The organism is Streptococcus sp. 2154 (genome assembly GCF_013277255.1).
GTDB classification, from domain to species: domain Bacteria; phylum Bacillota; class Bacilli; order Lactobacillales; family Streptococcaceae; genus Streptococcus; species Streptococcus pseudopneumoniae.
The window spans coordinates 6,923-31,194 of record NZ_VMMK01000060.1 but is presented as its reverse complement, the minus strand read 5'-3'; the positions used below and the strand labels follow the sequence as shown (position 1 = coordinate 31,194).

At 40.5% G+C, this 24,272-nt stretch carries 16 protein-coding genes and 3 pseudogenes; 18 read left to right on the top strand and 1 reads right to left on the bottom strand.

Going from position 1 to position 24,272, the window contains the following annotated elements; genetic code table 11:
- Positions 1-141: 141 nt before the first annotated feature.
- Positions 142-501 (bottom strand): DUF3397 domain-containing protein, encoded by a 360-nt coding sequence (locus HT693_RS09915; protein WP_119947727.1) that lies wholly within the window; start codon positions 499-501, stop codon positions 142-144.
- 91 nt (positions 502-592) lie between these two features.
- Between HT693_RS09915 and HT693_RS09910 the strand changes: the two are divergent.
- From HT693_RS09910 to HT693_RS09830, 18 genes and pseudogenes are all read left to right on the top strand, one after another.
- A pseudogene (locus HT693_RS09910) lies at positions 593-1,549 on the top strand (TIGR01212 family radical SAM protein).
- Complete coding sequence (locus HT693_RS09905; protein ID WP_050207723.1) at positions 1,533-2,090, top strand: class I SAM-dependent methyltransferase; 558 nt, start codon at positions 1,533-1,535, stop codon at positions 2,088-2,090. Before HT693_RS09910 ends, HT693_RS09905 begins: the two are co-directional and overlap by 17 nt.
- The gene (locus HT693_RS09900) at positions 2,083-2,337 is read left to right on the top strand and encodes a hypothetical protein (protein ID WP_000361073.1); all 255 of its coding nucleotides are present in this window, start codon (positions 2,083-2,085) and stop codon (positions 2,335-2,337) included. Before HT693_RS09905 ends, HT693_RS09900 begins: the two co-directional genes overlap by 8 nt.
- An 11-nt stretch (positions 2,338-2,348) precedes the next feature.
- Positions 2,349-4,403, top strand: coding sequence for a sodium:proton antiporter (locus HT693_RS09895; protein ID WP_000421629.1), 2,055 nt, complete (start codon positions 2,349-2,351; stop codon positions 4,401-4,403).
- A 178-nt stretch (positions 4,404-4,581) separates the two neighbouring features.
- Positions 4,582-5,442 carry a YihY/virulence factor BrkB family protein gene (locus HT693_RS09890; RefSeq protein WP_172925147.1) on the top strand — a complete coding sequence of 287 codons (861 nt, stop codon included), beginning with the start codon at positions 4,582-4,584 and terminating at the stop codon, positions 5,440-5,442.
- A gap of 209 nt (positions 5,443-5,651) precedes the next feature.
- A complete protein-coding gene (gene ccdA2, locus HT693_RS09885; RefSeq protein WP_000509841.1) occupies positions 5,652-6,362 on the top strand; it encodes a thiol-disulfide oxidoreductase-associated membrane protein CcdA2 in 711 nt (236 codons plus the stop codon).
- 19 nt (positions 6,363-6,381) lie between these two features.
- Positions 6,382-6,948 carry a redoxin family protein gene (locus HT693_RS09880; RefSeq protein ID WP_000759276.1) on the top strand — a complete coding sequence of 189 codons (567 nt, stop codon included), beginning with the start codon at positions 6,382-6,384 and terminating at the stop codon, positions 6,946-6,948.
- A 10-nt stretch (positions 6,949-6,958) separates the two neighbouring features.
- Positions 6,959-8,071 carry a peptide-methionine (R)-S-oxide reductase MsrB gene (msrB, locus tag HT693_RS09875; protein WP_050207717.1) on the top strand — a complete coding sequence of 371 codons (1,113 nt, stop codon included), beginning with the start codon at positions 6,959-6,961 and terminating at the stop codon, positions 8,069-8,071.
- A gap of 337 nt (positions 8,072-8,408) precedes the next feature.
- Positions 8,409-9,146 (top strand): response regulator transcription factor, encoded by a 738-nt coding sequence (locus tag HT693_RS09870; protein ID WP_172925146.1) that lies wholly within the window; start codon positions 8,409-8,411, stop codon positions 9,144-9,146.
- The gene (locus tag HT693_RS09865) at positions 9,143-10,834 is read left to right on the top strand and encodes a sensor histidine kinase (protein ID WP_172925145.1); all 1,692 of its coding nucleotides are present in this window, start codon (positions 9,143-9,145) and stop codon (positions 10,832-10,834) included. The genes HT693_RS09870 and HT693_RS09865 overlap by 4 nt, the downstream gene beginning before the upstream one ends.
- Positions 10,835-10,948: 114 nt before the next feature.
- Positions 10,949-11,512 (top strand): TIGR01440 family protein, encoded by a 564-nt coding sequence (locus HT693_RS09860; protein WP_031222745.1) that lies wholly within the window; start codon positions 10,949-10,951, stop codon positions 11,510-11,512.
- Positions 11,513-11,533: 21 nt separating this feature from the next.
- Positions 11,534-18,400 (top strand): ZmpA/ZmpB/ZmpC family metallo-endopeptidase, encoded by a 6,867-nt coding sequence (locus tag HT693_RS09855; RefSeq protein ID WP_172925144.1) that lies wholly within the window; start codon positions 11,534-11,536, stop codon positions 18,398-18,400.
- Between the two features lie 60 nt (positions 18,401-18,460).
- Positions 18,461-20,182 (top strand): aminodeoxychorismate synthase component I, encoded by a 1,722-nt coding sequence (gene pabB, locus HT693_RS09850; RefSeq protein ID WP_172925143.1) that lies wholly within the window; start codon positions 18,461-18,463, stop codon positions 20,180-20,182.
- Positions 20,183-20,800: an alpha/beta hydrolase gene (locus HT693_RS09845; RefSeq protein WP_138705085.1), complete on the top strand. Its 618-nt coding sequence runs from the start codon at positions 20,183-20,185 to the stop codon at positions 20,798-20,800.
- Between the two features lie 49 nt (positions 20,801-20,849).
- Positions 20,850-21,656: pseudogene (locus HT693_RS12285) on the top strand (N-acetylmuramoyl-L-alanine amidase family protein); the annotation flags it as partial.
- Positions 21,657-21,662: 6 nt separating this feature from the next.
- Positions 21,663-22,217: pseudogene (gene ldcB, locus HT693_RS12280) on the top strand (LD-carboxypeptidase LdcB/DacB); the annotation flags it as partial.
- Positions 22,218-22,321: 104 nt separating this feature from the next.
- Positions 22,322-23,281, top strand: a complete 960-nt coding sequence (locus tag HT693_RS09835; RefSeq protein ID WP_138705087.1) for an ROK family glucokinase — start codon at positions 22,322-22,324, stop codon at positions 23,279-23,281.
- Between the two features lie 96 nt (positions 23,282-23,377).
- Positions 23,378-24,217 carry a thymidylate synthase gene (locus tag HT693_RS09830; RefSeq protein WP_138705088.1) on the top strand — a complete coding sequence of 280 codons (840 nt, stop codon included), beginning with the start codon at positions 23,378-23,380 and terminating at the stop codon, positions 24,215-24,217.
- Positions 24,218-24,272: the final 55 nt, after the last annotated feature.

Here is a 24,272-nt window from a genome sequence, read left to right as displayed (position 1 = left end):
ACGGCAAATCCGTTGCTTTTTTTGGAGATAAGAGACTATTGTCCCAGACTCTTTTCTTTGTATAAAATTGTATAGTGTTATTGTCTATACTATTTTGTAGAGAAAGCAAAAATCCCTAGAAAAAAATGCTTAGGGATTCGACTATTTCATTAAGAACAATTCAACAATCATTTCTATATATATGATAAGGGTTAATAAGAATCCTGCACGCCAGAAGAATTTGATGAATTTAGGATAGTAAAAGCTGCGTTTTTTCAAAAGGAAGAAAAAGACGAGAATAATGGCTAGGAACGAGAGGGCTAGCCCCAGTCTAGGGAGGAAATTATGGGTAAAGGTTTTAGCTGTAATCAAGTAATACTCAAATACCAAGACTGGAAAAGCCAAATCCGCAAAGTTTCGTCCTAGTTTTTTTAATCTAAAAAGTTTGGTTAGGATAATGCAGACGACTAAGGTCAGTATCAATAATAAAATAGATGCTAATTTCATTAAAATCATACCCATATTGTATCATAAAAAAAGGCTAATGGAAACGAGAAACAGAGGAATTTATAGGAAAGTCAGGCTTTTGAGATTGTGGGTGATTTTTGTTATAATGAAAGTTATGAAATCTTATAATACCTTGAATGATTATTATCGAAAACTTTTTGGAGAAAAGACCTTTAAAGTCCCTATTGATGCGGGGTTTGACTGTCCCAATCGTGATGGAACTGTGGCTCATGGAGGCTGTACTTTTTGTACGGTTTCAGGTTCTGGAGATGCTATTGTAGCACCAGATGCGCCTATCCGTGAGCAATTTTATAAGGAAATTGACTTTATGCACCGCAAGTGGCCAGATGTTCAAAAGTATCTGGTTTATTTTCAAAATTTTACCAACACCCATGAAAAGGTGGAAGTCATCCGAGAGCGCTATGAGCAAGCTATCAATGAACCAGGTGTGGTAGGAATCAATATTGGAACGCGACCAGACTGTTTACCAGACGAAACTATCGAATACTTGGCTGAATTATCGGAGCGCATGCATGTGACGGTTGAATTGGGCTTACAGACCACTTTTGAAGAAACCTCTGACTTGATTAACCGTGCCCATTCTTATGAATTGTAGGTGGAAACGGTCAAGCGTTTGAGAAAGTATCCCAAGATTGAGATTGTTTCCCATTTGATCAATGGTTTGCCTGGTGAAACCCATGAGATGATGGTTGAAAATGTCCGCCGTTGTGTCACGAATAACGATATTCAAGGGATTAAACTGCATTTGCTCCATCTTATGACAAATACTCGTATGCAAGGAGATTATCACGAGGGACGTTTACAATTGATGAGTCAGGACGAATATGTCAGGGTCATCTGTGACCAACTGGAAATCATTCCCAAACATATCGTCATCCATCGAATCACAGGAGATGCACCTAGGGATATGCTGATTGGGCTTATGTGGAGCCTCAATAAATGGGAAGCTCTCAACAGCATTGAGATGGAGATGCGACGTCGTGGAAGTGTTCAAGGATGCAAGGCTGTAAAACAGGAGTTTGAAAATGAAAAGACCACTTGAGATGGCACATGATTTTTTGGCTGAGGTAGTGACAAAAGAGGATATCGTAGTGGATACGACCATGGGAAATGGTCATGACACGCTTTTTTTAGCCAAACTAGCCAAGAAAGTCTATGCCTTTGATATTCAGGAGCAAGCCTTGGAAAAGACCAAGGAGCGTTTGGACCAGGCTGGCTTGACAAATGCCCAGTTAATCTTGCAAGGTCATGAGACACTGGACCAGTTTGTTACAGAAGCCAAGGCAGGGATTTTTAATCTGGGCTATTTGCCGTCAGCTGATAAGTCTGTCATCACCCGACCGCAGACAACGATTGAGGCATTAGAAAAGCTATGTGGCTTACTTGTCAAAGGTGGACGAATTGCTATTATGATTTACTATGGTCATGAAGGAGGCGACCTCGAGAGAGATGCTGTCTTGGATTTTGTGATCCAGTTGAACCAACAAGAGTACACAGCTGCCATTTACCGAACTTTAAACCAAGTCAATAACCCACCGTTTTTAGTGATGATTGAAAAATTAGAGAGATACAGACATGGATAAACAATACCTACACGAAAAGCTGGATGCCATGCGCCAGAATTTTGTTGAATCAACCCACCACGAACGAGCGGTGGGCGTGCTAGACCAAGCGCATATGAGCAAAAAAATGCTTAAAATCAAGAAAAAATTAGTTGCTCTTGAAATGGAACGGTGCCAGAGAAAAATTGAGCACAAAGACTGTTCCAAGATTGACCAAAAAATCAAAGAGCAGAAGGAGATATTTGAATCCTGTTGTAAAAAAGATTAAGGAGGACGTGCGTGGAATTACTGATTTACCTCATCCTGTTTTTACTGGTTTTGATTGTCTCAAGTACAACCAATAAGCTCCTGCCCTTTTTGCCTCTCCCTTTGGTGCAAATTCTTTTGGGAATTGTGATTGGTCTCTTTTTACCCAATACTGACTTTCACCTTAATACGGAGTTGTTTTTGGCACTGGTTATCGGACCCTTGCTTTTCCGAGAGGCTGAAGAAGCAGATGTTACGGCTATTTTAAAACACTGGCGAATCATTGTTTATCTCATATTTCCAGTGATTTTTATCTCGACCCTGAGTTTGGGTGGCTTGGCCCATCTTCTTTGGTTCAGCCTTCCCTTGGCAGCTTGCTTGGCTGTTGGGGCAGCCCTTGGTCCTACGGACTTGGTGGCCTTTGCCTCTCTTTCGGAGCGTTTTAGCTTTCCTAAGCGCGTGTCCAATATCCTTAAGGGCGAAGGACTCTTGAATGATGCTTCTGGTTTGGTGGCTTTTCAGGTAGCTTTGACAGCTTGGACAACTGGAGCTTTTTCTCTGGGGCAAGCTAGCAGTTCGCTTATCTTTTCAATCCTAGGCGGTTTTTTAATTGGCTTTTTAACAGCCATGACTAATCGTTTCCTGCATAGCTTCTTGCTAAGTGTGCGCGCAACGGATATTGCTAGTGAGCTCCTTCTGGAATTGAGTTTACCCTTGGTAACCTTCTTCCTGGCAGAAGAAGTCCACGTTTCAGGGATTATTGCCGTCGTAGTTGCTGGGATTTTAAAGGCGAGTCGCTTCAAGAAAATCACGCTCCTCGAAGCCCAAGTGGATACGGTGACCGAGACAGTTTGGCATACAGTGAATTTTATGCTCAACGGTTCTGTCTTTGTGATTTTAGGAATGGAGTTGGAAATGATAGCAGAGCCTATCTTGACCAATCCAATCTATAATCCCTTGCTCTTGCTGGCATCTCTTGTCACCCTTACCTTTGTCCTCTTTGCTATTCGTTTTGTCATGATCTATGGCTATTTTGCCTATAGGACTAGACGTCTCAAGAAAAAGCTAAATAAGTATATGAAGGACATGCTTCTCTTGACCTTCTCAGGTGTCAAGGGAACGGTGTCGATTGCTACGATTCTCTTGATACCAAGTAATTTAGAACAGGAGTATCCTCTCTTGCTTTTCCTTGTTGCAGGTGTGACGCTTGTAAGCTTTTTAACAGGTCTCTTGATCCTGCCTCATCTTTCGGATGAACAGGAAGAAAGCAAGGACTATCTCATGCATATCGCCATTTTGAATGAAGTAACGCTGGAGTTGGAAAAAGAGTTGGAAGACACCAGAAATAAACTTCCCCTCTATGCGGCTATTGACAATTACCATGGACGTATTGAAAATCTCATTTTAAGCCAAGAAAACCAGGATGATCAAGAAGACTGGGCTGCTTTGAAACTCTTGATTCTTAGTATTGAAAGTGATGGACTGGAACAGGCCTATGAAGAGGGGAACATTAGCAATCGTGCTTACCGAGTTTACCAACGTTATCTGAAAAATATAGAACGAGGCATCAATCGTAAGTTTGCGTCACGATTGACCTATTATTTCCTTGTTTCTTTGCGGATTTTACGTTTTCTCCTTCATGAAGTTTTTACTCTCGGGAGGACTTTCCGTAGCTGGAAGGACAAGGAGCAAAGCCGTCTCCGTGCTCTTGATTATGACCAAATTGCAGAGCTCTATCTTGCCAATACAGAGATGATTATTGAAAGTTTGGAAAACCTGAAGGGAGTCTATAGACGCTCTTTGATTAGTTTTATGCAGGAGTCTCGTCTTCGAGAAACAGCTATTATCAGCAGTGGTGCCTTTGTCGAACGGGTTATCAATCGTGTCAAGCCCAACAATATCGATGAAATGCTGAGGGGCTATTATCTGGAGCGCAAGTTGATTTTCGAATACGAAGAAAAACGATTGATTACGACCAAGTATGCCAAGAAGTTACGACAAAATGTCAATAACTTAGAGAACTATTCCTTGAAGGAAGCTGCCAATACCCTGCCGTATGATATGGTGGAATTGGTAAGAAGAAATTAGTTAATACTCTTCGAAAATCTCTTCAAACCACGTCAGCGTCGCCTTGGATTATATATGTGACTGACTTCGTCAGTTTCATCTACAACCTCAAAGCAGGGCTTTGAGCAGCCTGCGGCTAGCTTCCGAGTTTGCTATTTGATTTTCATTGAGTATAAGATTATAAGTGAAGGAGTGTGACATGAAAAAGTGGTGGAAAGAGCTGATAGACAAGCCTCTATTAAAAGCTTTTTTGCATTATTATCAAGCATCAGATAGTGAGTTGACCAGTGTCGCAGTAGCCTACTATTGGTTGATTTCGATTTTTCCCCTGCTTTTGGTGGTGGTCAATATCCTCCCCTATTTTCAGATTCCTGTGGGAGAACTTCTGGGCTTTGTGAAAGACGTCCTGCCCCCAAGCCTCTATGAAGGTGTGGAAAAAATAGCCAGAGAAGTCTTGACGCAACCTTCAACAGGTTTATTGAGTTTTTCTGTCTTGTCGGCGCTATGGAGTTTTTCAAAATCTATGAATTTCTTGCAAAAAGCTTTTAACAAGGCTTATGGCGTCGAAAAGAGTCGTGGACTTATTTCCCATCAGATGGTGAGCCTCCTAGTCAGTTTTGGCTTGCAGTTCCTCTTTGCGTTTGCCTTGTTTTTGAGCTTGTTTGGGCAGATGCTTTTGGCTTTACTTGCTCATTATTGGACAAAAGATGGCATTATCTATCAGGCTTTACAAGGTTTGGCAGGTCCTCTGACTTACGCCCTCCTCTTTGCTATCTTGGTCATGCTTTATTATTTTCTTCCCAATCTATCTAACAGGAAAATTAGCTATACCCTACCAGGCAGTGCCTTTGTTCTCTTAGTGATTTTAGGTTTACTAACTCTGTTCTCTAGTTATCTCAATTACTATGTCCATCATTTAGTGGACGTCCGAATTTTAGGTTCCGTTCTTCTTGTTGTTATGATGTTTTGGTTTATCTTGATTGCTAAAATTGTTATCCTAGGTGCGGTGATCAATGCCAGTATACAGAGTTTGAAAGATCCTAGTTTTAGAAAAGACTAACTATTTATCCATTACAAAAGCGCATAGTATCAAGGTTCTATAAAGCCTTGATACTATGCGCTTTTGTGCTTTGACAGTTTTTGTATAGTTTTTGTCCAAGATTTCTAAATCATCTGATTAAATTCCTATTTTTCCCTATCATTGTCCCTGTTTTTTCGAAAATGGAAGGAGTATAATAAATCTATCAATAAAATGATAGGAGGAACTTTATGGGTCATATTTTCTTTTTTCTAAGTGTCTTTTTGGCAGGGATTCTATCCTTCTTTTCTCCTTGTATCTTACCCTTGTTACCAGTCTATGCAGGGGTGTTACTAGATGATAAGGATAGTGCTCAGGCTTCTAGTGGCAAATTTTCCATCTCAGTTGTTAGTTTATTACGAACTCTGGCCTTTATAGCAGGAATTTCCTTTATATTTATTTTGTTGGGCTATGGAGCTGGTTTTTTAGGCGACTTGCTTTATGCTTCTTGGTTTCAATATGTGACGGGTGCGGTTATCATTCTCTTAGGCTTGCACCAGATGGAGATTCTACACTTTAAGGGGCTTTATAAGGAAAAGAGGTTACAACTGCAAGGACAGGGGCAAAATGGTAAGGGCTATAGTCAGGCATTTTTATTGGGCTTGACCTTTAGTTTTGCTTGGACGCCTTGTGTGGGGCCGGTTCTTGGCTCTGTTTTGGCCTTGGCGGCTTCAGGTGGCTCAGGTGCTTGGCAGGGAGCGGGTCTCATGTTGGTGTACACGTTGGGCTTGGCGCTACCATTCTTGCTTCTAGCTCTGACCTCTAGTTATGTTTTGAAACATTTCCGAAAACTTCATCCCTATCTCGGAATCCTCAAAAAAGTGGGTGGTTTTCTCATTATTGTGATGGGACTCTTGGTTCTGTTTGGAAATGCTTCAATTTTAAGTCAATTATTTGAATAAAATGGAAAGGAATATCAATATGAAAAAATGGCAAACATGTGTTCTTGGAGCAGGTTCGCTCCTTTGTTTGACGGCTTGTTCAGGCAAGTCCATGACTAGTGAACACCAAACGAAAGATGAAATGAAGACGGAGCAGACAGCTAGTAAAACAAGCGCAGCTAAAGGGAAAGAGGTGGCTGATTTTGAATTGATGGGAGTAGATGGCAAGACCTACCGCTTGTCTGATTACAAGGGCAAGAAAGTCTATCTCAAATTCTGGGCTTCTTGGTGTTCCATCTGTCTGGCTAGTCTTCCAGATACGGATGAAATTGCTAAAGAAGCTGGCGACGACTATGTGGTCTTGACAGTAGTGTCACCAGGACATAAGGGGGAGCAATCTGAAGCGGACTTTAAGAATTGGTATAAGGGCTTAGATTATAAAAATTTCCCAGTCCTAGTTGACCCATCAGGCAAACTTTTGGAAACTTATGGCGTCCGTTCTTACCCAACTCAAGCCTTTATAGATGGTGAAGGAAAATTGGTCAAAACGCAACCAGGTTTCATGGAAAAAGATGCAATTTTACAAACTTTGAAGGAATTAGCCTAGGAGGTGTCCTATGAATGATAAGTTAAAAATCATCATGTTGCTAGGAGTATTTTTTCTAGCCATAACCGGTTTCTATTTTCTATTGATGAGAAATGCAGGGCAGACAGATGCCTCGCAAATTGAGAAAGCGGCAGTTAGCCAAGGAGGAAAAACAGTGAAAAAAACAGAAGTTAGTAAAGATGCAGATTTGCACGAAATTTATCTAGCTGGTGGTTGTTTCTGGGGAGTTGAGGAGTATTTTTCTCGAGTTCCTGGGGTAACAGATTCCGTTTCAGGCTATGCAAATGGTAGAGGGGAAACAACCAAGTACGAATTGATTAACCAAACAGGTCATGCGGAGACTGTTCATGTCACCTATGACGCCAATCAAATTTCTCTCAAGGAAATCCTGCTTCACTATTTCCGCATTATCAATCCAACCAGTAAGAATAAACAAGGAAATGATGTGGGAACCCAGTACCGTACCGGTGTTTACTACACAGATGACAAGGATCTAGAGGTGATTAACCAAGTCTTTGATGAGGTGGCTAAGAAGTACGATCAGCCTCTAGCAGTTGAAAAGGAGAGTCTGCAGAATTTCGTAGTGGCTGAGGATTACCACCAAGACTATCTCAAGAAAAATCCAAATGGCTACTGCCATATCAATGTTAATCAGGCGGCCTATCCTGTCATTGATGCTAGCAAATATTCCAAACCAAGTGATGAAGAATTGAAAAAGACCCTGTCACCTGAGGAGTATGCAGTCACCCAAAAAAATCAAACAGAACGGGCTTTCTCAAACCGCTACTGGGATAAATTTGAATCTGGTATCTATGTGGATGTGGTAACTGGCGAACCTCTCTTTTCATCAAAGGACAAGTTTGAGTCTGGTTGTGGCTGGCCTAGTTTTACCCAACCCATCAGTCCAGATGTTGTCACCTACAAGGAAGATAAGTCCTACAATATGACGCGTATGGAAGTGCGGAGCCGAGTAGGAGATTCTCACCTTGGGCATGTCTTTACGGATGGTCCACAGGACAAGGGCGGCTTACGTTACTGTATCAATAGCCTCTCTATCCGCTTTATTCCCAAAGACCAAATGGAAGAAAAAGGCTACGCTTATTTACTAGATTATGTTGATTAATACTCTTCGAAAATCGCTTTAAACCACGTCAGCGTCGCCTTACCGTGGGTAGGGTTGAGACGGAGCAAAAACTCAATTTGAGGAGAAAATAAAGCAAATTTTCTAACAATAAAACACATAATATCAAGGATTTTTAATACCTGATACTATGCGTTCTCTAATTTAAAAGACTTTTTGCCCAGTCTCTCTATCTACAACCTCAAAGCGGTACTTTGAGAAACCTGTGGCTAGCTTCCTAGTTTACTTTTTGATTTTCATTGAGTATAAGAAGTCTTTCCTAAGCAGTGAGAGGAGAATTTTGCTATACTGATACTAGTAAGTGGTAAAGGAGAGAAGCATGACCTATACAATCTTAATTGTAGAAGATGAATATCTGGTAAGACAAGGTTTGACTAAACTGGTCAATGTAGCAGCCTACGATATGGAAATCATCGGTCAGGCTGAAAATGGAAGGCAGGCTTGGGAATTAATCCAAAAACAGGTGCCAGATATCATTTTAACCGATATCAACATGCCTCAGCTAAATGGCATCCAGTTGGCCAGTCTGGTTCGGGAAACCTATCCTCAGGTTCATCTAGTTTTTTTGACTGGCTACGATGATTTTGATTATGCCTTGTCTGCTGTCAAACTCGGTGTGGATGACTACCTGCTCAAGCCCTTTTCTCGTCAGGATATTGAGGAAATGTTGGGGAAAATCAAGCAAAAACTAGATAAGGAAGAGAAGGAAGAGCAGTTACAAGATTTATTGGCCGATAAGTTTGAAGGAAACATGGCCCAGAAAATCCAGTCCCATCTGGCTGATAGCCAGTTTAGTTTAAAGTCTTTGGCCAGTGACTTAGGTTTTAGTCCGACTTATCTGAGTTCCTTGATTAAGAAAGAGCTGGGCCTGCCTTTTCAGGATTATCTGGTGAGAGAACGTGTCAAACAAGCCAAGCTTTTGCTTTTAACTACAAATCTGAAGATTTATGAGATAGCTGAAAAGGTTGGTTTTGAAGATATGAACTATTTTACCCAACGTTTTAAGCAGATTGCAGGTGTGACACCTCGTCAGTTTAAGAAGGGAGAAGACCGATGAAGCGTTCTTCTCTTTTAGTTAGAATGGTTATTTCCATCTTTCTGGTCTTTCTCATTCTCCTAGCTCTGGTTGGAACTTTCTACTATCAATCAAGTTCTTCAGCCATTGAGGCCACCATTGAAGGCAATAGCCAAACGACCATCAGCCAGACTAGCCACTTTATTCAGTCTTATATTAAAAAATTAGAAACCACCTCGACCGGTTTGACCCAGCAGACGGATGTCCTAGCCTATGCTGAGAATCCCAGTCAAGATAAGGTCAAGGGAATCCGAGATCTATTTTTGACCATCTTAAAGGCAGACCAGGACTTGAAAGCAGTGGTTTTGGTGACCAAATCTGGTCAGGTCATTTCTACAGATGACAGTGTTCAGATGAAAACTTCTTCAGATATGATGGCTGAGGATTGGTACCAAAAGGCCATTCATCAGGGAGCCATGCCCGTTTTGACTCCAGCTCGTAAATCAGATAGTCAATGGGTCATTTCTGTCACTCAAGAACTTCTTGATGCAAAGGGGGGCAATCTTGGCGTGCTTCGCCTGGATATTTCCTACGAAACTCTGGAAGCCTATCTCAACCAACTCCAGTTGGGGCAGCAGGGCTTTGCTTTCATTATCAATGAAAACCATGAATTTGTCTACCATCCTCAACACACAGTTTATAGTTCGTCTAGCGAAATGGAGGCCATGAAACCCTATATCGAGACAGGTCAGGGCTATACGCTAGATCACCAATCCTACGTCAGTCAGGAAAAGATTGCAGGAACTGATTGGACGGTGCTTGGCGTGTCTTCGCTGGAGAAGTTAGACCAGGTTCGGAGTCAATTCATGTGGACCTTGCTTGGGGCAAGTGTCACATCTCTTCTTGTCTGTCTCTTCTTGGTTTGGTTAAGTCTCAAACGCTGGATTGCTCCTTTAAGGGACTTGAGAGAAACCATGTTGGAAATTGCTTCTGGTGCTCAAAATCTTCGTGCCAAGGAAGTTGGTGCCTATGAACTGAGAGAAGTAACTCGCCAATTTAATGCCATGTTGGATCAGATTGATCAGTTGATGGTAGCTATTCGTAGCCAGGAAGAAACGACCCGTCAGTACCAACTTCAAGCTCTATCAAGCCAGATTAACCCCCATTTCCTCTATAATACCTTGGATACCATCATCTGGATGGCTGAATTTCAGGATAGTCAGCGAGTGGTTCAGGTGACCAAGTCCTTGGCGACCTATTTCCGCTTGGCACTCAATCAAGGCAAGGACTTGATTTGCCTGTCTGATGAAATCAATCATGTCCGCCAGTATCTCTTTATCCAGAAACAACGCTATGGAGATAAGCTGGAATACGAGATTGCTGAAAATCCTGCCTTTGATAACCTAGTCTTGCCCAAGTTGGTTTTGCAACCTCTGGTGGAAAATGCTCTTTACCATGGCATCAAGGAGAAGGAAGGTCAGGGACATATTATAGTTTCTGTTCAGAAACAGGATTCAGGATTGGTCATCCGCATTGAGGATGATGGAGTTGGCTTCCAAGATGCTGGTGATAGTAGTCAAAGTCAACTCAAACGTGGGGGAGTTGGTCTTCAAAATGTCGATCAGCGTCTCAAACTTCATTTTGGAGAACATTACCAGATGAAGATTGATTCTGCACCCGACAAAGGAACGACGGTTGAAATATACATAAATAGAATAGAAACTAGTTAACTCCCAGTCAATTCTGGGAGTTTTATGCGTAATTGGGCAAGCTTTCCAGGTCGTCTATCTTGCTAAAAACAAGAAAAAACGGTATGATAGATAGTGACAAAAGAGGTAGCAGAGATGAACGAGACACAGATTCAAAGAGAAACACGTCAGATAGTGAAAGATGTTTTAGAAAAGGCCAATTTGAAGCAAGGATCTATCTTTGTTTTGGGTCTTTCCTCTAGTGAAGTGATAGGTGGTCAGATTGGCAAGGAATCCAGCCAAGAAATTGGCGAAATCATTGTGAAGACCATCCTAGATCTCCTAGAAGAAAAAAGAATTCATCTAGCTGTTCAAGGCTGTGAGCATGTCAATCGGGTTCTCGTCGTTGAACGTCAGGTGGCAGAGCAGTTTGGTCTGGAAATCGTCAGTGTCCTTCCTACTCTCCATGCAGGAGGTTCAGGTCAATTGGCAGCCTTTAAGTTTATGCAAGATCCAGTTGAGGTTGAATTTATCAAGGCTCATGCTGGATTGGATATCGGAGATACTGCAATTGGTATGCATGTCAAGCATGTTCAGGTTCCGATTCGCCCTCTTTTGAGAGAGATTGGTCATGCCCATGTAACGGCGCTGGCTAGTCGTCCAAAATTAATCGGAGGTGCGCGTGCGCACTATCCGCAAGATTCTATCAGAAAGTCGTGAGAATAAATAAAGGAGATGAAAGTGTTTAAAAAAGACCGTTTTTCAATTCGTAAGATTAAGGGAGTTGTAGGTTCTGTATTTCTTGGAAGCCTTTTGATGGCTTCTTCTGTAGTGGACGCAGCCACCTATCACTATGTAGATAAAGAGGTTATTTCACAAGAAGCTAAAGATTTAATCCAGACAGGAAAGCCTGATGGAAATGAACTTGTTTATGGTTTGGTGTATCAAAAAAATCAGCTGCCACAAACAGGGACAGAAGCATCTGTTTTGACAGCTTTTGGTTTGCTGACTGTTGGGAGCTTGCTTTTAATCTACAAGAGAAAGAAAATTGCCAGCGTCTTTCTAGTTGGAGCTATGGGATTGGTAGTCCTTCCTAGTGCAGGAGCTGTAGATCCAGTTGCTACTCTAGCACCGGCTAGTCGAGAGGGTGTTGTTGAAATGGATGGTTATCGTTATGTTGGTTATCTATCAGGTGACATCCTCAAAACGCTTGGCTTGGACACTGTTTTAGAAGAAGACTCAGCTAAACCTGAAGAGGTAACTGTGGTCGAAGTTGAGAATCCCCAAGTAACAACAAATCAGGAGCAAGATAAGCCAGAAAACCGAGCAGTAGAGACAGAGGAAGCTCCTAAAACAGAAGAAAGTCCAAAGGAAGAACCAAAATCGGAGGTAAAACCTACTGACGAACCCCTCCCTAAAGGAAAAGATGAAAAAGAAGCTTCAGCAGAACTAGCTCCAGTTGAAGAAGTAAGTGGAGTAGTTGAGCCAAAAACAGATGAACAAGCACCAGTCAAACTGGAAAGTCAATCATCAGACAAACCAGCTGAGGAATCAAAAGTTGCAACTCCAGTAGAACAACCAAAAGTCCCAGAACAACCCGTGCAACCTACACAACCGGAGCAACCAAGGATACCAAAAGAATCATCACAACCAGAAGATCCTAAAGAGGATAAGGTATCGGAAGAGACACCGAAACAAGAAGATGCACAGCCAGAAGTAGTAGAAACAAGAGATGGGGCTGCTAATCAACCTGTTGAAGAACCAAAAGTGGAAACACCTGCTGTAGAAAAACAAACGGAACCAGCTGAGGAACCAAAAGTTGAACAAGCAGGTGAACCAGTCGCGCCAAGTGAAGGCGAAAAGGCACCAGTCTCTCCAGAAAAGCAACCAGAAGCTTCTAAAGAAGAGAAGACTGCGGAAGAAACACCGAAACAAGAAGAACAACCAGTAGAAGCTCAAGTTGAACCAGAAAGTCAACCAACAGAAACTTCACCAGCTGCTCAACCAGCAGAAGATCAGGATGAAGAAACAAAAGTAGAACAGCCAGCAGTAGAACATAAAACAACTCCTGAAGCAGGTGTGTTAAATGTAATAGAAGTTAAGTCTGAAGTTATAGTAACTAAAGAGCCTGTGCCTTTTAAGACAGTTGAGCAAGATGATGAGAACCTCGCTAAGGGAAAAACAAGGGTTATTCGAGAAGGTGTTGCTGGCGAACGCACTATTTTAACTGAAGTCACTACTACTGATGGTAGACAGTCCAGTAAAGTACTAGAGGATACAATAACAACCAATCCAGTAGATGAAATAAAGGGTGTTGGTACTAAAGAACCAGTTGATAAAAGTGAGTTAAAGAATCAAATTGATAAAGCTAGTTCAGTTTCTCCTACTGATTATTCTACAGCAAGTTACAATGCTCTTGGATCTGTTTTAGAAGCTGCAAAAGGTGTATATGCTTCTGACTCTGTAAAACAACCTGAAGTAGATAGCGAAACAGATAAACTTAAAGCTGCTATTGACGCTCTTACTGTTGATAAAAGTGAACTAAACAATACTATCACTGACGCGAAATCAAAAACTAAAGAACACTACAGCGATGCAACTTGGGCAAATCTTCAAACTGTACTAGCTGAAGCTGAAAAAGTTACAAGCAACCCAGCAACAAAACAAAGCGAAGTAAATCACATTGATGAAAAACTTAAAGCTGCTATTGCTGGATTAAATACAGATAAGACTGAACTTGAAAAACAACTTGCTGATGCTCAGTCTAAGACTGCTACTGACTACAGTACTGTATCTTGGAGCGCTCTAGAAGAAGCGAAAAATGCCGCTCAAACTGTAAAAGACAACAATAAGGCTACTCAAGCTCAAATCGACGAAGCTGCCAAAAAACTGAAAGCGGCTATCACTGATTTAACTACAGATAAGACTGAACTTGAAAAACAACTTGCTGATGCTCAGTCTAAGACTGCTACTGACTACAGTACTGTATCTTGGAGCGCTCTAGAAGAATCGAAAAATGCCGCTCAAGCTGTAAAAGACAACGACAAAGCTACTCAAGCTCAAATCAAGGATGCAACTGAAAAACTTAAAGTTGCTATCGATGCTCTTACTGTTGATAAAACAAAATTACAAGAACAAATAACAAGAGCAGAAACTAAACAAGAAGCTGACTATAGCCCTAATACTTGGAATGAATTTAAAAAAGCTGAAATAAAAGCTAAAGAAATCAACAGCCGAACTACTCCTCTTCCTAAACAAAGTGAAATAGATGCGGCTACTCAAGCTCTTCAAGACGCTATTAAAGCTCTTGCTGTAGATAAAACTGCACTACAAAGTGCTATTAACACAGCTAACAGCAAACGTAAAGAAGAATACACTACTCAAACATGGAAATCTTTAGAAGACACTCTTACAGCAGCAAAATCTGTAAATGCAGATGATGCTACTACTCAAAGCAAAGTTAATGCAGCTACCAAAAAATTAGAAGAAGCTATCAAAAACTTAGCTCCATTAACTGAAAAACCAGTATTAACATTTGTAAATACTGATAAGAAAGTATTAGATAAAGAAGTAGTTGCTAAGTATTCTCTAGAGAATCCAACTAAGACAAAAATTAAATCAATCACAGCTACCCTGAAAAAAGATGGACAAGTTGTTAAGACTGTGAATCTAACAGAAAATAATCTAAATGCGTTATTAGACAATGTAGAATACTTCAAAGAGTATACTCTATCTACTACTATGGTTTATGATAGAGGTAATGGTCAAGAAGAAACTGAAACATTAGAAGATAAACAAATACAATTAGACCTTAAAAAAGTTGAAATTAAAAATATTAAAGAAACAAGCTTAATAAGTGTTGACGATGCAGGTGTTGAAACTGACTCAAGTTTACTTTCAGAAAACCCAACGAATGTTGCTTCACTTTACCTACGAGTTACAACTCATGACAACAAAGTTACAAGACTTGCTGTTGACAAGATTGAAGAAGTAGAAAAAGACGGAAAAACTTTATATAAAGTTACTGCCAAAGCACCAGACTTAGTTCAACGTAATGCTGATAACACACTTAGCGAAGAGTATGTTCATTACTTTGAAAAACAAAAAGCAAAAGAAGGTAATGTTTACTACAACTTCAATGAGCTTGTAAAAGATATGCAAGCTAACCCTAGCGGTGAGTTCAAACTTGGTGCAGACTTGAATGCAGCTAATGTACCAACACCAAATAAACAATATGTTCCTGGTAAATTCAGTGGGACTTTAACAAGTGTTGATGGTAAACAATACACAATCCACAATATGGCTCGTCAGTTATTTGATAACATTGAAGGTGGAACAGTTAAAAACATTAATTTAGGTAATGTTAATATTAATATGCCTTGGATTGAAAATATTTCAGCACTATCGCGAGCACTTAAAAATGGTACTGTAGAAAATGTTAAAGTAACAGGTAGCATTCTAGGTAAAGATGGTATTGCTGGTATTGTTAATAAGGGAGACATAGGTGGGCTTCTTAAAAATGTTGCTTTTATTGGTAAACTAACAGGAGTTGGTAATAGACCTTGGGATATCGGTGGTATTGCCGGAGAACTTTGGAGAGGAAATATTAAACACGCATATGTAGATGCTGATATTACCGCAGATAAAGCACGTGTAGGTGGACTTGTTGCTAGAACAGATAACGGTTCTGATCCTAATGGAATTGATAAGTATGCATCTGTTCGCAACGCTGTTACTAAAGGTACTATTAACGTGAAAAATCCTGTTGATGTTGGTGGATTCATTAGTAAAAACTGGACATGGGGGCGTGTTGCTGATACAGTCTCAATGATGAAAGTTAAAAACGGTGAAGAATTCTATGGATCTAGAGATTTAGAAGCAGAAGATGGATACTATACAAGAAACTGGATTGAAAGAAACTACGTTGTTAAAGATGTGAGTGAAGGTTCTCACTCATTTAAGGGTTCTCGTAGTAATCGAATCCAAGAAATCAGCTTGGAAGAAGCAAACAAGAAAATAGAGTCATTCGGAATTACTGCTGATAAATTCGAAATTAAACCTCTTATTGAAGAGAAACTTAACAATACTAAACCAAAAGCTGATACTTATAAAGATACTCAAGATTATGATGCATCTCGTGAACTTGCCTACCGTAATATCGAAAAACTTCAACCGTTCTACAATAAAGAATGGATTGTAAACCAAGGAAATAAATTAGCTGCTGATAGTCATCTTATGACCAAGGAAGTCCTATCAGTTACTGCTATGAAGGGCAATGCCTTTGTAACAGAATTGGCTGATGCTGACCACATTTTGGTGCACTATGCTGATAAGACCAAAGATATCTTTACTGTTTCGCTGAAAGAATCTAATGTCAAACAAGTGAAAGAGTACAGCATTGCTGAACTCGGAGAAGTTGTCTATACGCCTAATATCGTTGACAAAGACCGTAGTGATCTTATCAATGCTATCGTTGAAAAATTAAGCCCAGTTGAGCTACAATCAGATCCTATCTACACACACCTAAATAGAACCGGTCCTAACAAAGTAAATGCGATTAAGAACCTTTACCTCGAAGAAACCTTCAAAGAAGTCAAGGATAATCTGGCGAAATTTGTGAAACAGTTGCTTGAAAATGAAGATCATCAATTAAACACAGATGAATCTGCTAAACGCGCCTTGATCAAGAAGATTGATGACAATAAGGCTGCTGTTCTTCTTGGATTAGCTTACCTAAATCGTTACTACGGTGTTAAATTCGATGACTTTAATATTAAAGAATTAATGCTATTCAAACCTGACTTTTATGGTAAAAATGTTAATGTGTTAGACTTCTTGATTAAGATTGGTTCTAAAGAAAGAAATGTTAAAGGGGATAGAACTTTAGAAGCTTATCGCGAAACTATCGGTGGAGTTATCGGCATAGGCGAGTTAAACAGTTTCTTAGACTATAATATGCGTCTATTCACAGAAGATACGAACCTAAACGATTGGTTCATAAAAGCTACTAAAGATAATGTATATATTGTTGAACCTAAAACTACAACACCTGAATTTGCTGATAAGAAACACAGAGCCTACGAGGGATTAAACAATGACATGCATGGTAAGATGATTTTACCACTTCTTAACCTGAAAGATGCACATATGTTCTTAATCTCAACATATAACACTATGGCTTACAGTTCATTTGAAAAATACGGTAAGAATACTGCAGAAGAACGCGAAGCATTCAAAGCTGAAATCAATAAAGTCGCTAAAGGTCAACAAAATTACCTAGACTTCTGGTCTCGCTTATCATTAGATAAAGTTCGTAATCAACTGCTTAAGAGCAACAACATGGTTCCAACTCCTGTGTTAGATAACCAAAACTATAAAGGAATCAGCACAGATAAATACGGACATACGAATAGTGGTAAAGACGTAGCACCTATCCGTGAATTATACGGACCAACAGGTCGTTACCACGCCACTGATTGGCGTATGGGGGCTGTAGCTCGTATTTACGGTAACCCTTATAAAGATGATTCAGTCTTCTTCATGGTTACTGATATGATTAGTGATTTCGGTATCTCAGCCTTCACTCATGAAACAACTCACGTAAATGACCGTATGGTTTACTTAGGTGGTTCAAGACACCGTGAAGGTACAGATCTTGAAGCATTTGCTCAGGGGATGTTACAAACGCCATCGGTATCAAATCCAAACGGAGAATATGGCGCATTAGGTCTAAACATGGCCTACGAACGTCCAAACGATGGAAACCAATGGTACAACACAAATCCAAATGACCTCACTTCTCGCGCTGAAATCGATCATTACATGAAAGGTTTCAACGATACTCTAATGCTTCTTGACTACCTTGAAGGTGAAGCAGTTCTTGATAAACACAATAAAGACTTAAACAACGCTTGGTTTAAGAAAGTTGCTAAAAAACTACGTAACGCTAATACGAAGAACCAGTATGACGAGGTTCGTGATCTGAATGCAGAAGAAAAAGAATATAACTTGACTTCTGTTAACGATCTAGTAGACAAGAACTTCATGACTAAACACGGTCCTGGTAATGGTACTTATGACCCAACTGGATTTGGCTCTGCCTATGTAACTGTACCAATTACCGCTGGTATCTATGGTGCTAACACAAGTGAAGGAGCTCCAGGAGCAATGTCATTCAAGCATAACACCTTCCGTATGTGGGGTTACTTTGGATATGAAAAAGGCTTCCTAAATTATGCTTCTAACATGCTGAAAAATGAGTCTAAAAAAGCTGGTCATGCTACTCTAGGTGATGATTTTATTATCAAGAAAGTTTCTGATGGTAAATTTAGCAACCTAGAAGATTGGAAGAAAGCTTACTTCGAAGAAGTTGTGGATAAAGCTAAAAAAGGAATTCAATCTATTGAAATTGATAGTACAATATACAATAGTTATGAAGACTTGAAACGTGCATTTGCTGAAGCAGTTGATAAAGATAAGGCGACATTGAAGACAGATAAAGATGGAAATAAATCTGTTTCTATGTCTAATACAGTGACACTTAAAGAAAAACTCTTCAAGAAACTTCTTCAACAAACAAATAGCTTTAAAACTTCAATCTTTAAATAATCGAAATCTCTCATCTGCTTTGCGGATGAGGGTTTTCTTATTTTATGCTATACTTAAGGTATGCATAGAAAAACAGTGATTGATTTTAGGGCTTTGGGGGAGAGATACATCTTTACCCAGCCTATTAAAGAGTTGAAAACGAGAAATGTAGAAGAAGTGGCAGATTTGCTGGCACAAGTGGAAAGCTACCAAGAGCAAGGTTATTATGTGGTGGGCTATGTCAGCTACGAGGCTGCACCTGCTTTTGAGGAAAAATTAGCAGTTCACAAGGATCCCCTACTGGGAGAGTACCTGCTTTACTTTACTGTTCATGATAGCGTAGAAACTTCCCCTATTCCTCTGACTTATGAGGATATTGATTTGCCCTCAAATTGGCAGGAAGTGACGTCTGCAGCAGACTATGAAAAGGCCATTGCCCAAATTCACCATCATTTGCGTCAGGGAGACACCTATCAGGTCAACTACACCGTCCAACTCAAGCAAAAGTTAAGTGCCAATCCTTTTGCCATCTACAATCGTATGGTGGTAGAGCAGGAGGCGGGCTACAATGCCTATGTGGAACATGACGATATGGCAGTAATTTCCATGAGCCCAGAGCTCTTTTTTGAGCAAAATGACCGCGAATTGACAACACGACCAATGAAGGGGACGACTCAGCGTGGCATGACTGACAAAGAAGACTTGGAGCAGGCCAGTTGGTTGGAACAGGATCCTAAAAATCGCTCTGAAAATATGATGATTGTGGACCTCTTGCGCAATGATATGAACCGTATTTCTGAAGTGGGGAGCGAGCACGTGGAGCGTCTGTGTCAGGTAGAGCAGTATTCAACGGTTTGGCAGATGACTTCGACCATCAAGAGTCAGTTGCGAGAGGATGTGGACCTTGTTGAAATCTTCCGCTCACTCTTTCCTTGTGGTTCCATAACGGGTGCACCGAAAATTGCGACAATGGAGATTATCAAGGACTTGGAGCCTCAACCGCGTGGAGTTTACTGCGGAACGATTGGTCTCTTGCTTCCAAATGGACGACGGATTTTCAATGTTGCCATTCGGACCATTCAACTGCATCAAGGGAAAGCCATCTATGGAGTTGGCGGAGGTATTACATGGGATAGCACCTGGGAATCTGAATACCGCGAGGTTCATCAAAAGGCAGCAGTTCTCTATCGTAAACAAGCTCGTTTTCAGCTGATTACGACTGGGAAAATCAGCCAAAAACAACTGCTGTTTGAAGAACAACATCTGGAAAGACTGATAAAAGCTAGTCGATATTTTGCCTTTCCTTTTGACCCAGAAATTTTGAGACAAAAGATTGAAGAAGAGTGTCAGACTTGTGATGCTAATCAAGATTACCGCTTGCGAATCAGCCTTAGCAAATCTGGAGAGATAGAAGTCAATCGTCAAGTATTAACACCCCTTAGTCCACAGTTCTGCCAGGCTAAACTTTGTCTGCAAGAAGCCAATTTGCAACTATCCTTTACCTACTTTAAAACCACTCATAGACCGCATTTGAACCTAGGAGAACAAGAGATCATTTACCACAATAAGTCAGGAGAACTGCTTGAAACCTCTATAGGAAATTTGGTTTTGAAAATCACTGGAAAACTCTACACACCGCCTATCCGGCTTGGAATCTTGCCAGGAATTTACCGTCAGTATTTACTAGAAACAGGACAGGTAGAAGAGAAAGTCTTGACTTTAAAAGACTTAGCCCAAGCTGAGGCTATATATGGCTGTAATGTAGTGAGAGGCTTGTATGAATTAAACCTAGAGGAGAATTAGATGAAACTGATATTTTTGCACGGGTTAGGGCAGTCAGCAGAGTCTTGGAAAGAAGTTCGGAATCTACTGACAGATTATCCTTCTGAGGCTATCGAGTTATTTCCTTCTGGAGTTAGTAACTATCAACAAGCTAAAGAGCGAGTTTATCAGCACCTAGCTCAAGAGACAGAACCTTTTGTTTTGATTGGATTGTCCTTAGGTGCTGCCCTGACACTAGAACTTTCCAGTTACGATTCACCAAATCTTCGAGCTTTGATTCTGTCAGGATGCCCGCTTAAATTAGCAGGGAATATCCTATTTTATCTTCAGTTGCTGATTTTTAAACTACTTCCCAAAAGAGTATTTGAAAAACAGGGAGCAGACAAGACTTTTATAATAGGTATTTCCAAAGAATTGAAGACACTTGACTTAACGGATATAGCAGAGAATTGCCCCTATCCAACCTTACTAATTTGTGGCAGCAAAGATAAACCGAATCTTAGTTCTATGAGAAGTCTTCATAAACTAATATCAGAATCCCAATTTCAGATTATCCCAGATGGCCCTCATGTCTTGAATAAGGAAAAACCAAAGGAGTTTGTAGAAAAGACCAGAAGTTTCCTTGAATTGCTGAAATAAGTTTGATAAAATAATAGTGAAATCGATGACATCGTTAGAGGAGAAAGTAATGAACAAACGTCTATTTTTAAAAATGAGTCTGGTGACGTTGTCAATTTTAGCCTTGTTTTCACAACCTGTGTTAGCAGAGGAAAACATTCATTTTTCGAGTTGTAAGGAAGCTTGGGCGAATGGATACGCGGATATTCATGAGGGAGACCCCGGTTATTCTGCCAAGTTATACCGTGATCATGACGGTGTGGCTTGCGAATTGAAAAATGCTCCTAAGGGTGCTTTTAAAGCAAAACAAGCGGCTACAACTCAAACTGATACAACTTCATCCACAGCAAGTGGTTGGGTTAAGCAGGACGGTTCTTGGTACTATTTTGATGGAAATGGAAATCTAGTGAAAAATGCATGGCAGGGAAACTATTACCTGAAAGCTGATGGTAAAATGGCACAGAGTGAATGGATTTATGACTCTTCTTATCAAGCTTGGTATTATTTGACATCAGATGGATCTTATGCTTATAGTATATGGCAAGGAAATTACTATTTGAAATCAGATGGTAAGATGGCCAAAAGTGAATGGGTTTATGATGATTCTTATCAAGCTTGGTATTATTTGACATCAGATGGATCTTATGCTTATAGTGCATGGCAAGGAAACTATTATTTGAAATCAGATGGTAAAATGGCTAAAGGTGAATGGGTTTATGACTCTTCTTACCAAACTTGGTATTATTTGACATCAGATGGATCTTATGCTTATAATACATGGCAAGGGAATTATTATCTAAAATCAGATGGTAAAATGGCTGTCAATGAATGGGTTGATGGTGGACGTTATTATGTTGGTGCGACTGGTTTGTGGAAAGCTAATTCAAAAGTAAGCAATAAAGGTTCTTATTATAGCCTTCAAGGAAAGTATGATGAAATCATAGTTGCCAATAAACATTATCCTATGTCTAAAGATTACTATCCAGGTGAAAATGCTACTGCAAAAGCAGCCTTTTTAAAACTGATTGCACAGATGCAGAAGGAAGGATACGCTATTAGCGATAATTATAGTGGCTTTAGAAGTTATGCAACTCAAGCACAATTATATCAAAGTTATGTGAACCAAGAGGGCCAGGCTGCTGCGGATCGTTATTCCGCCCGTCCTGGATATAGCGAACATCAGACAGGACTTGCTTTTGATGTGATTGGCACAGATGGTCAATTAGTTGAAGATGCTGGTGCGGCTCAATGGTTATTGGATTATGCACCAGACTATGGTTTTGTTGTTCGCTATCCCCGTGGAAAAGAGAGTGTCACAGGCTATATGCATGAGGAATGGCATTTACGTTACATTGGAAAAGAAGCAAAAGAGATTGCTGCAAGTGGTTTGACACTGGAGAAATATTATGGATTTGATGGTGGAGATTATCTGGATTAAAAATCTATATTAGCTAAATGCAAACCTTTGCATAAATGAGTGAATTTTGTTATACTAGTACTGTAAGCATTTTCAATTACTAGACAATGAAAAAGGAGAGTATGATGAGTCAAAAGATTATTGGGATTGACCTTGGTGGAACTTCTATCAAATTTGCAATCTTAACAACAGCAGGAGAAATCCAAGGAAAATGGTCAATCAAGACCAACATTCTGGATGAGGGAAGTCATATCGTAGATGATATGATTGAGTCTATTCAACATCGTTTGGACTTGCTTGGATTGGCAGCAGCGGACTTCCAAGGAATTGGGATGGGATCACCAGGTGTGGTTGACCGTGAAAACGGGACTGTTATTGGTGCCTACAACCTCAACTGGAAAACCCTTCAACCAATTAAAGAAAAGATTGAAAAAGCCTTGGGTATCCCATTCTTCATCGATAATGATGCCAACGTGGCAGCTCTTGGTGAGCGCTGGATGGGTGCTGGAGATAACCAACCAGATGTTGTCTTTATGACACTTGGTACAGGTGTTGGTGGCGGTATCGTCGCTGAAGGCAAATTGCTTCATGGTGTTGCTGGTGCAGCAGGTGAGCTTGGCCACATCACTGTTGACTTTGACCAACCAATCGCATGTACTTGCGGTAAGAAAGGTTGCCTTGAGACAGTTGCTTCAGCAACAGGGATTGTCAATTTGACTCGTCGCTATGCGGATGAATACGAAGGCGATGCAGCCTTGAAACGCTTGATTGATAACGGAGAAGAAGTAACTGCTAAGACTGTCTTTGACCTTGCAAAAGAAGGAGATGACCTTGCTTTGATTGTTTACCGTAACTTCTCACGTTACTTGGGAATCGCTTGTGCCAACATCGGTTCAATCCTGAACCCATCAACAATCGTGATCGGTGGTGGTGTGTCAGCTGCGGGAGAATTCCTTTTACAAGGTGTTCAAAAAGTTTACGATGAAAATAGTTTCCCACAAGTACGCACATCAACAAAATTGGCTCTTGCAACTCTAGGAAATGACGCTGGGGTTATCGGAGCAGCATCACTTGTATTGCAGTAAAATAATAAAAGAGGAAAAATGCTAACCTAGAGTTAGTAATGTTCCTCTTTTCTTTTTTATGCTATACTAGTTAGGAACTAAATGAGGTGAGAGTAAATGACAAAAGCAGATACAATCTTTAAAGAAAATATTGAACGAATCCTCAAAGACGGTGTCTTTTCCGAACAAGCACGTCCTAAGTACAAGGATGGGACCGTTGCTAACTCCAAGTACGTAACTGGAGCCTTTGCAGAATATGACTTATCTAAAGGAGAATTTCCTATCACAACCTTGCGTCCTATAGCTATCAAATCTGCCATCAAGGAAGTTCTCTGGATTTACCAAGACCAGTCAAATAGCTTAGAAGTGCTTAATGACAAGTACAATGTTCACTACTGGAATGACTGGGAAGTTGGAGACACGGGAACCATTGGTGAGCGCTATGGTGCCGTTGTTAAGAAACACGACATTATCAATAAGCTTCTCAAACAGTTGGAAACCAATCCTTGGAACCGCCGCAATATTATTTCGCTCTGGGATTACCAAGCTTTCGAAGAAACAGATGGGCTGCTCCCGTGCGCCTTTCAGACCATGTTTGATGTTCGGCGTGTTGATGGGGAAATCTATCTGGATGCGACCTTGACCCAGCGCTCCAATGATATGCTGGTGGCCCACCACATCAACGCTATGCAGTATGTGGCTTTGCAGATGATGATTGCCAAACATTTTGGCTGGAAGGTTGGGAAGTTCTTCTACTTCATCAATAACCTCCATATCTATGACAATCAATTTGAACAAGCAGAGGAATTGCTTCGTCGGGAGCCGTCAAACTGCCAACCTCGTTTGGTCTTGAATGTTCCAGATGGGACCAATTTCTTTGATATTAAAGCAGAGAACTTTGAGTTGGTAGATTATGACCCTGTTAAGCCGCAGTTGAAGTTTGACCTAGCCATTTAATACTCTTAGAAAATCTCTTCAAACTACGTCAGCGTCGCTTCATCTACAACCTCAA

Excerpts from the sequence above, each read along its gene's own strand:
- msrB (WP_050207717.1), top strand. The coding sequence starts at position 6,959 with ATGAATGATAAGTTAAAAATCATCATGTTGCTAGGAGTATTTTTTCTA.
- HT693_RS09835 (WP_138705087.1), top strand. The coding sequence starts at position 22,322 with ATGAGTCAAAAGATTATTGGGATTGACCTTGGTGGAACTTCTATCAAA.
- HT693_RS09890 (WP_172925147.1), top strand. The coding sequence starts at position 4,582 with ATGAAAAAGTGGTGGAAAGAGCTGATAGACAAGCCTCTATTAAAAGCT.
- HT693_RS09905 (WP_050207723.1), top strand. The coding sequence starts at position 1,533 with ATGAAAAGACCACTTGAGATGGCACATGATTTTTTGGCTGAGGTAGTG.
- HT693_RS09860 (WP_031222745.1), top strand. The coding sequence starts at position 10,949 with ATGAACGAGACACAGATTCAAAGAGAAACACGTCAGATAGTGAAAGAT.
- HT693_RS09830 (WP_138705088.1), top strand. The coding sequence starts at position 23,378 with ATGACAAAAGCAGATACAATCTTTAAAGAAAATATTGAACGAATCCTC.
- HT693_RS09880 (WP_000759276.1), top strand. The coding sequence starts at position 6,382 with ATGAAAAAATGGCAAACATGTGTTCTTGGAGCAGGTTCGCTCCTTTGT.
- HT693_RS09915 (WP_119947727.1), bottom strand. The coding sequence starts at position 501 with ATGGGTATGATTTTAATGAAATTAGCATCTATTTTATTATTGATACTG.
- HT693_RS09845 (WP_138705085.1), top strand. The coding sequence starts at position 20,183 with ATGAAACTGATATTTTTGCACGGGTTAGGGCAGTCAGCAGAGTCTTGG.
- HT693_RS09865 (WP_172925145.1), top strand. The coding sequence starts at position 9,143 with ATGAAGCGTTCTTCTCTTTTAGTTAGAATGGTTATTTCCATCTTTCTG.
- HT693_RS09870 (WP_172925146.1), top strand. The coding sequence starts at position 8,409 with ATGACCTATACAATCTTAATTGTAGAAGATGAATATCTGGTAAGACAA.
- HT693_RS09900 (WP_000361073.1), top strand. The coding sequence starts at position 2,083 with ATGGATAAACAATACCTACACGAAAAGCTGGATGCCATGCGCCAGAAT.
- pabB (WP_172925143.1), top strand. The coding sequence starts at position 18,461 with ATGCATAGAAAAACAGTGATTGATTTTAGGGCTTTGGGGGAGAGATAC.
- ccdA2 (WP_000509841.1), top strand. The coding sequence starts at position 5,652 with ATGGGTCATATTTTCTTTTTTCTAAGTGTCTTTTTGGCAGGGATTCTA.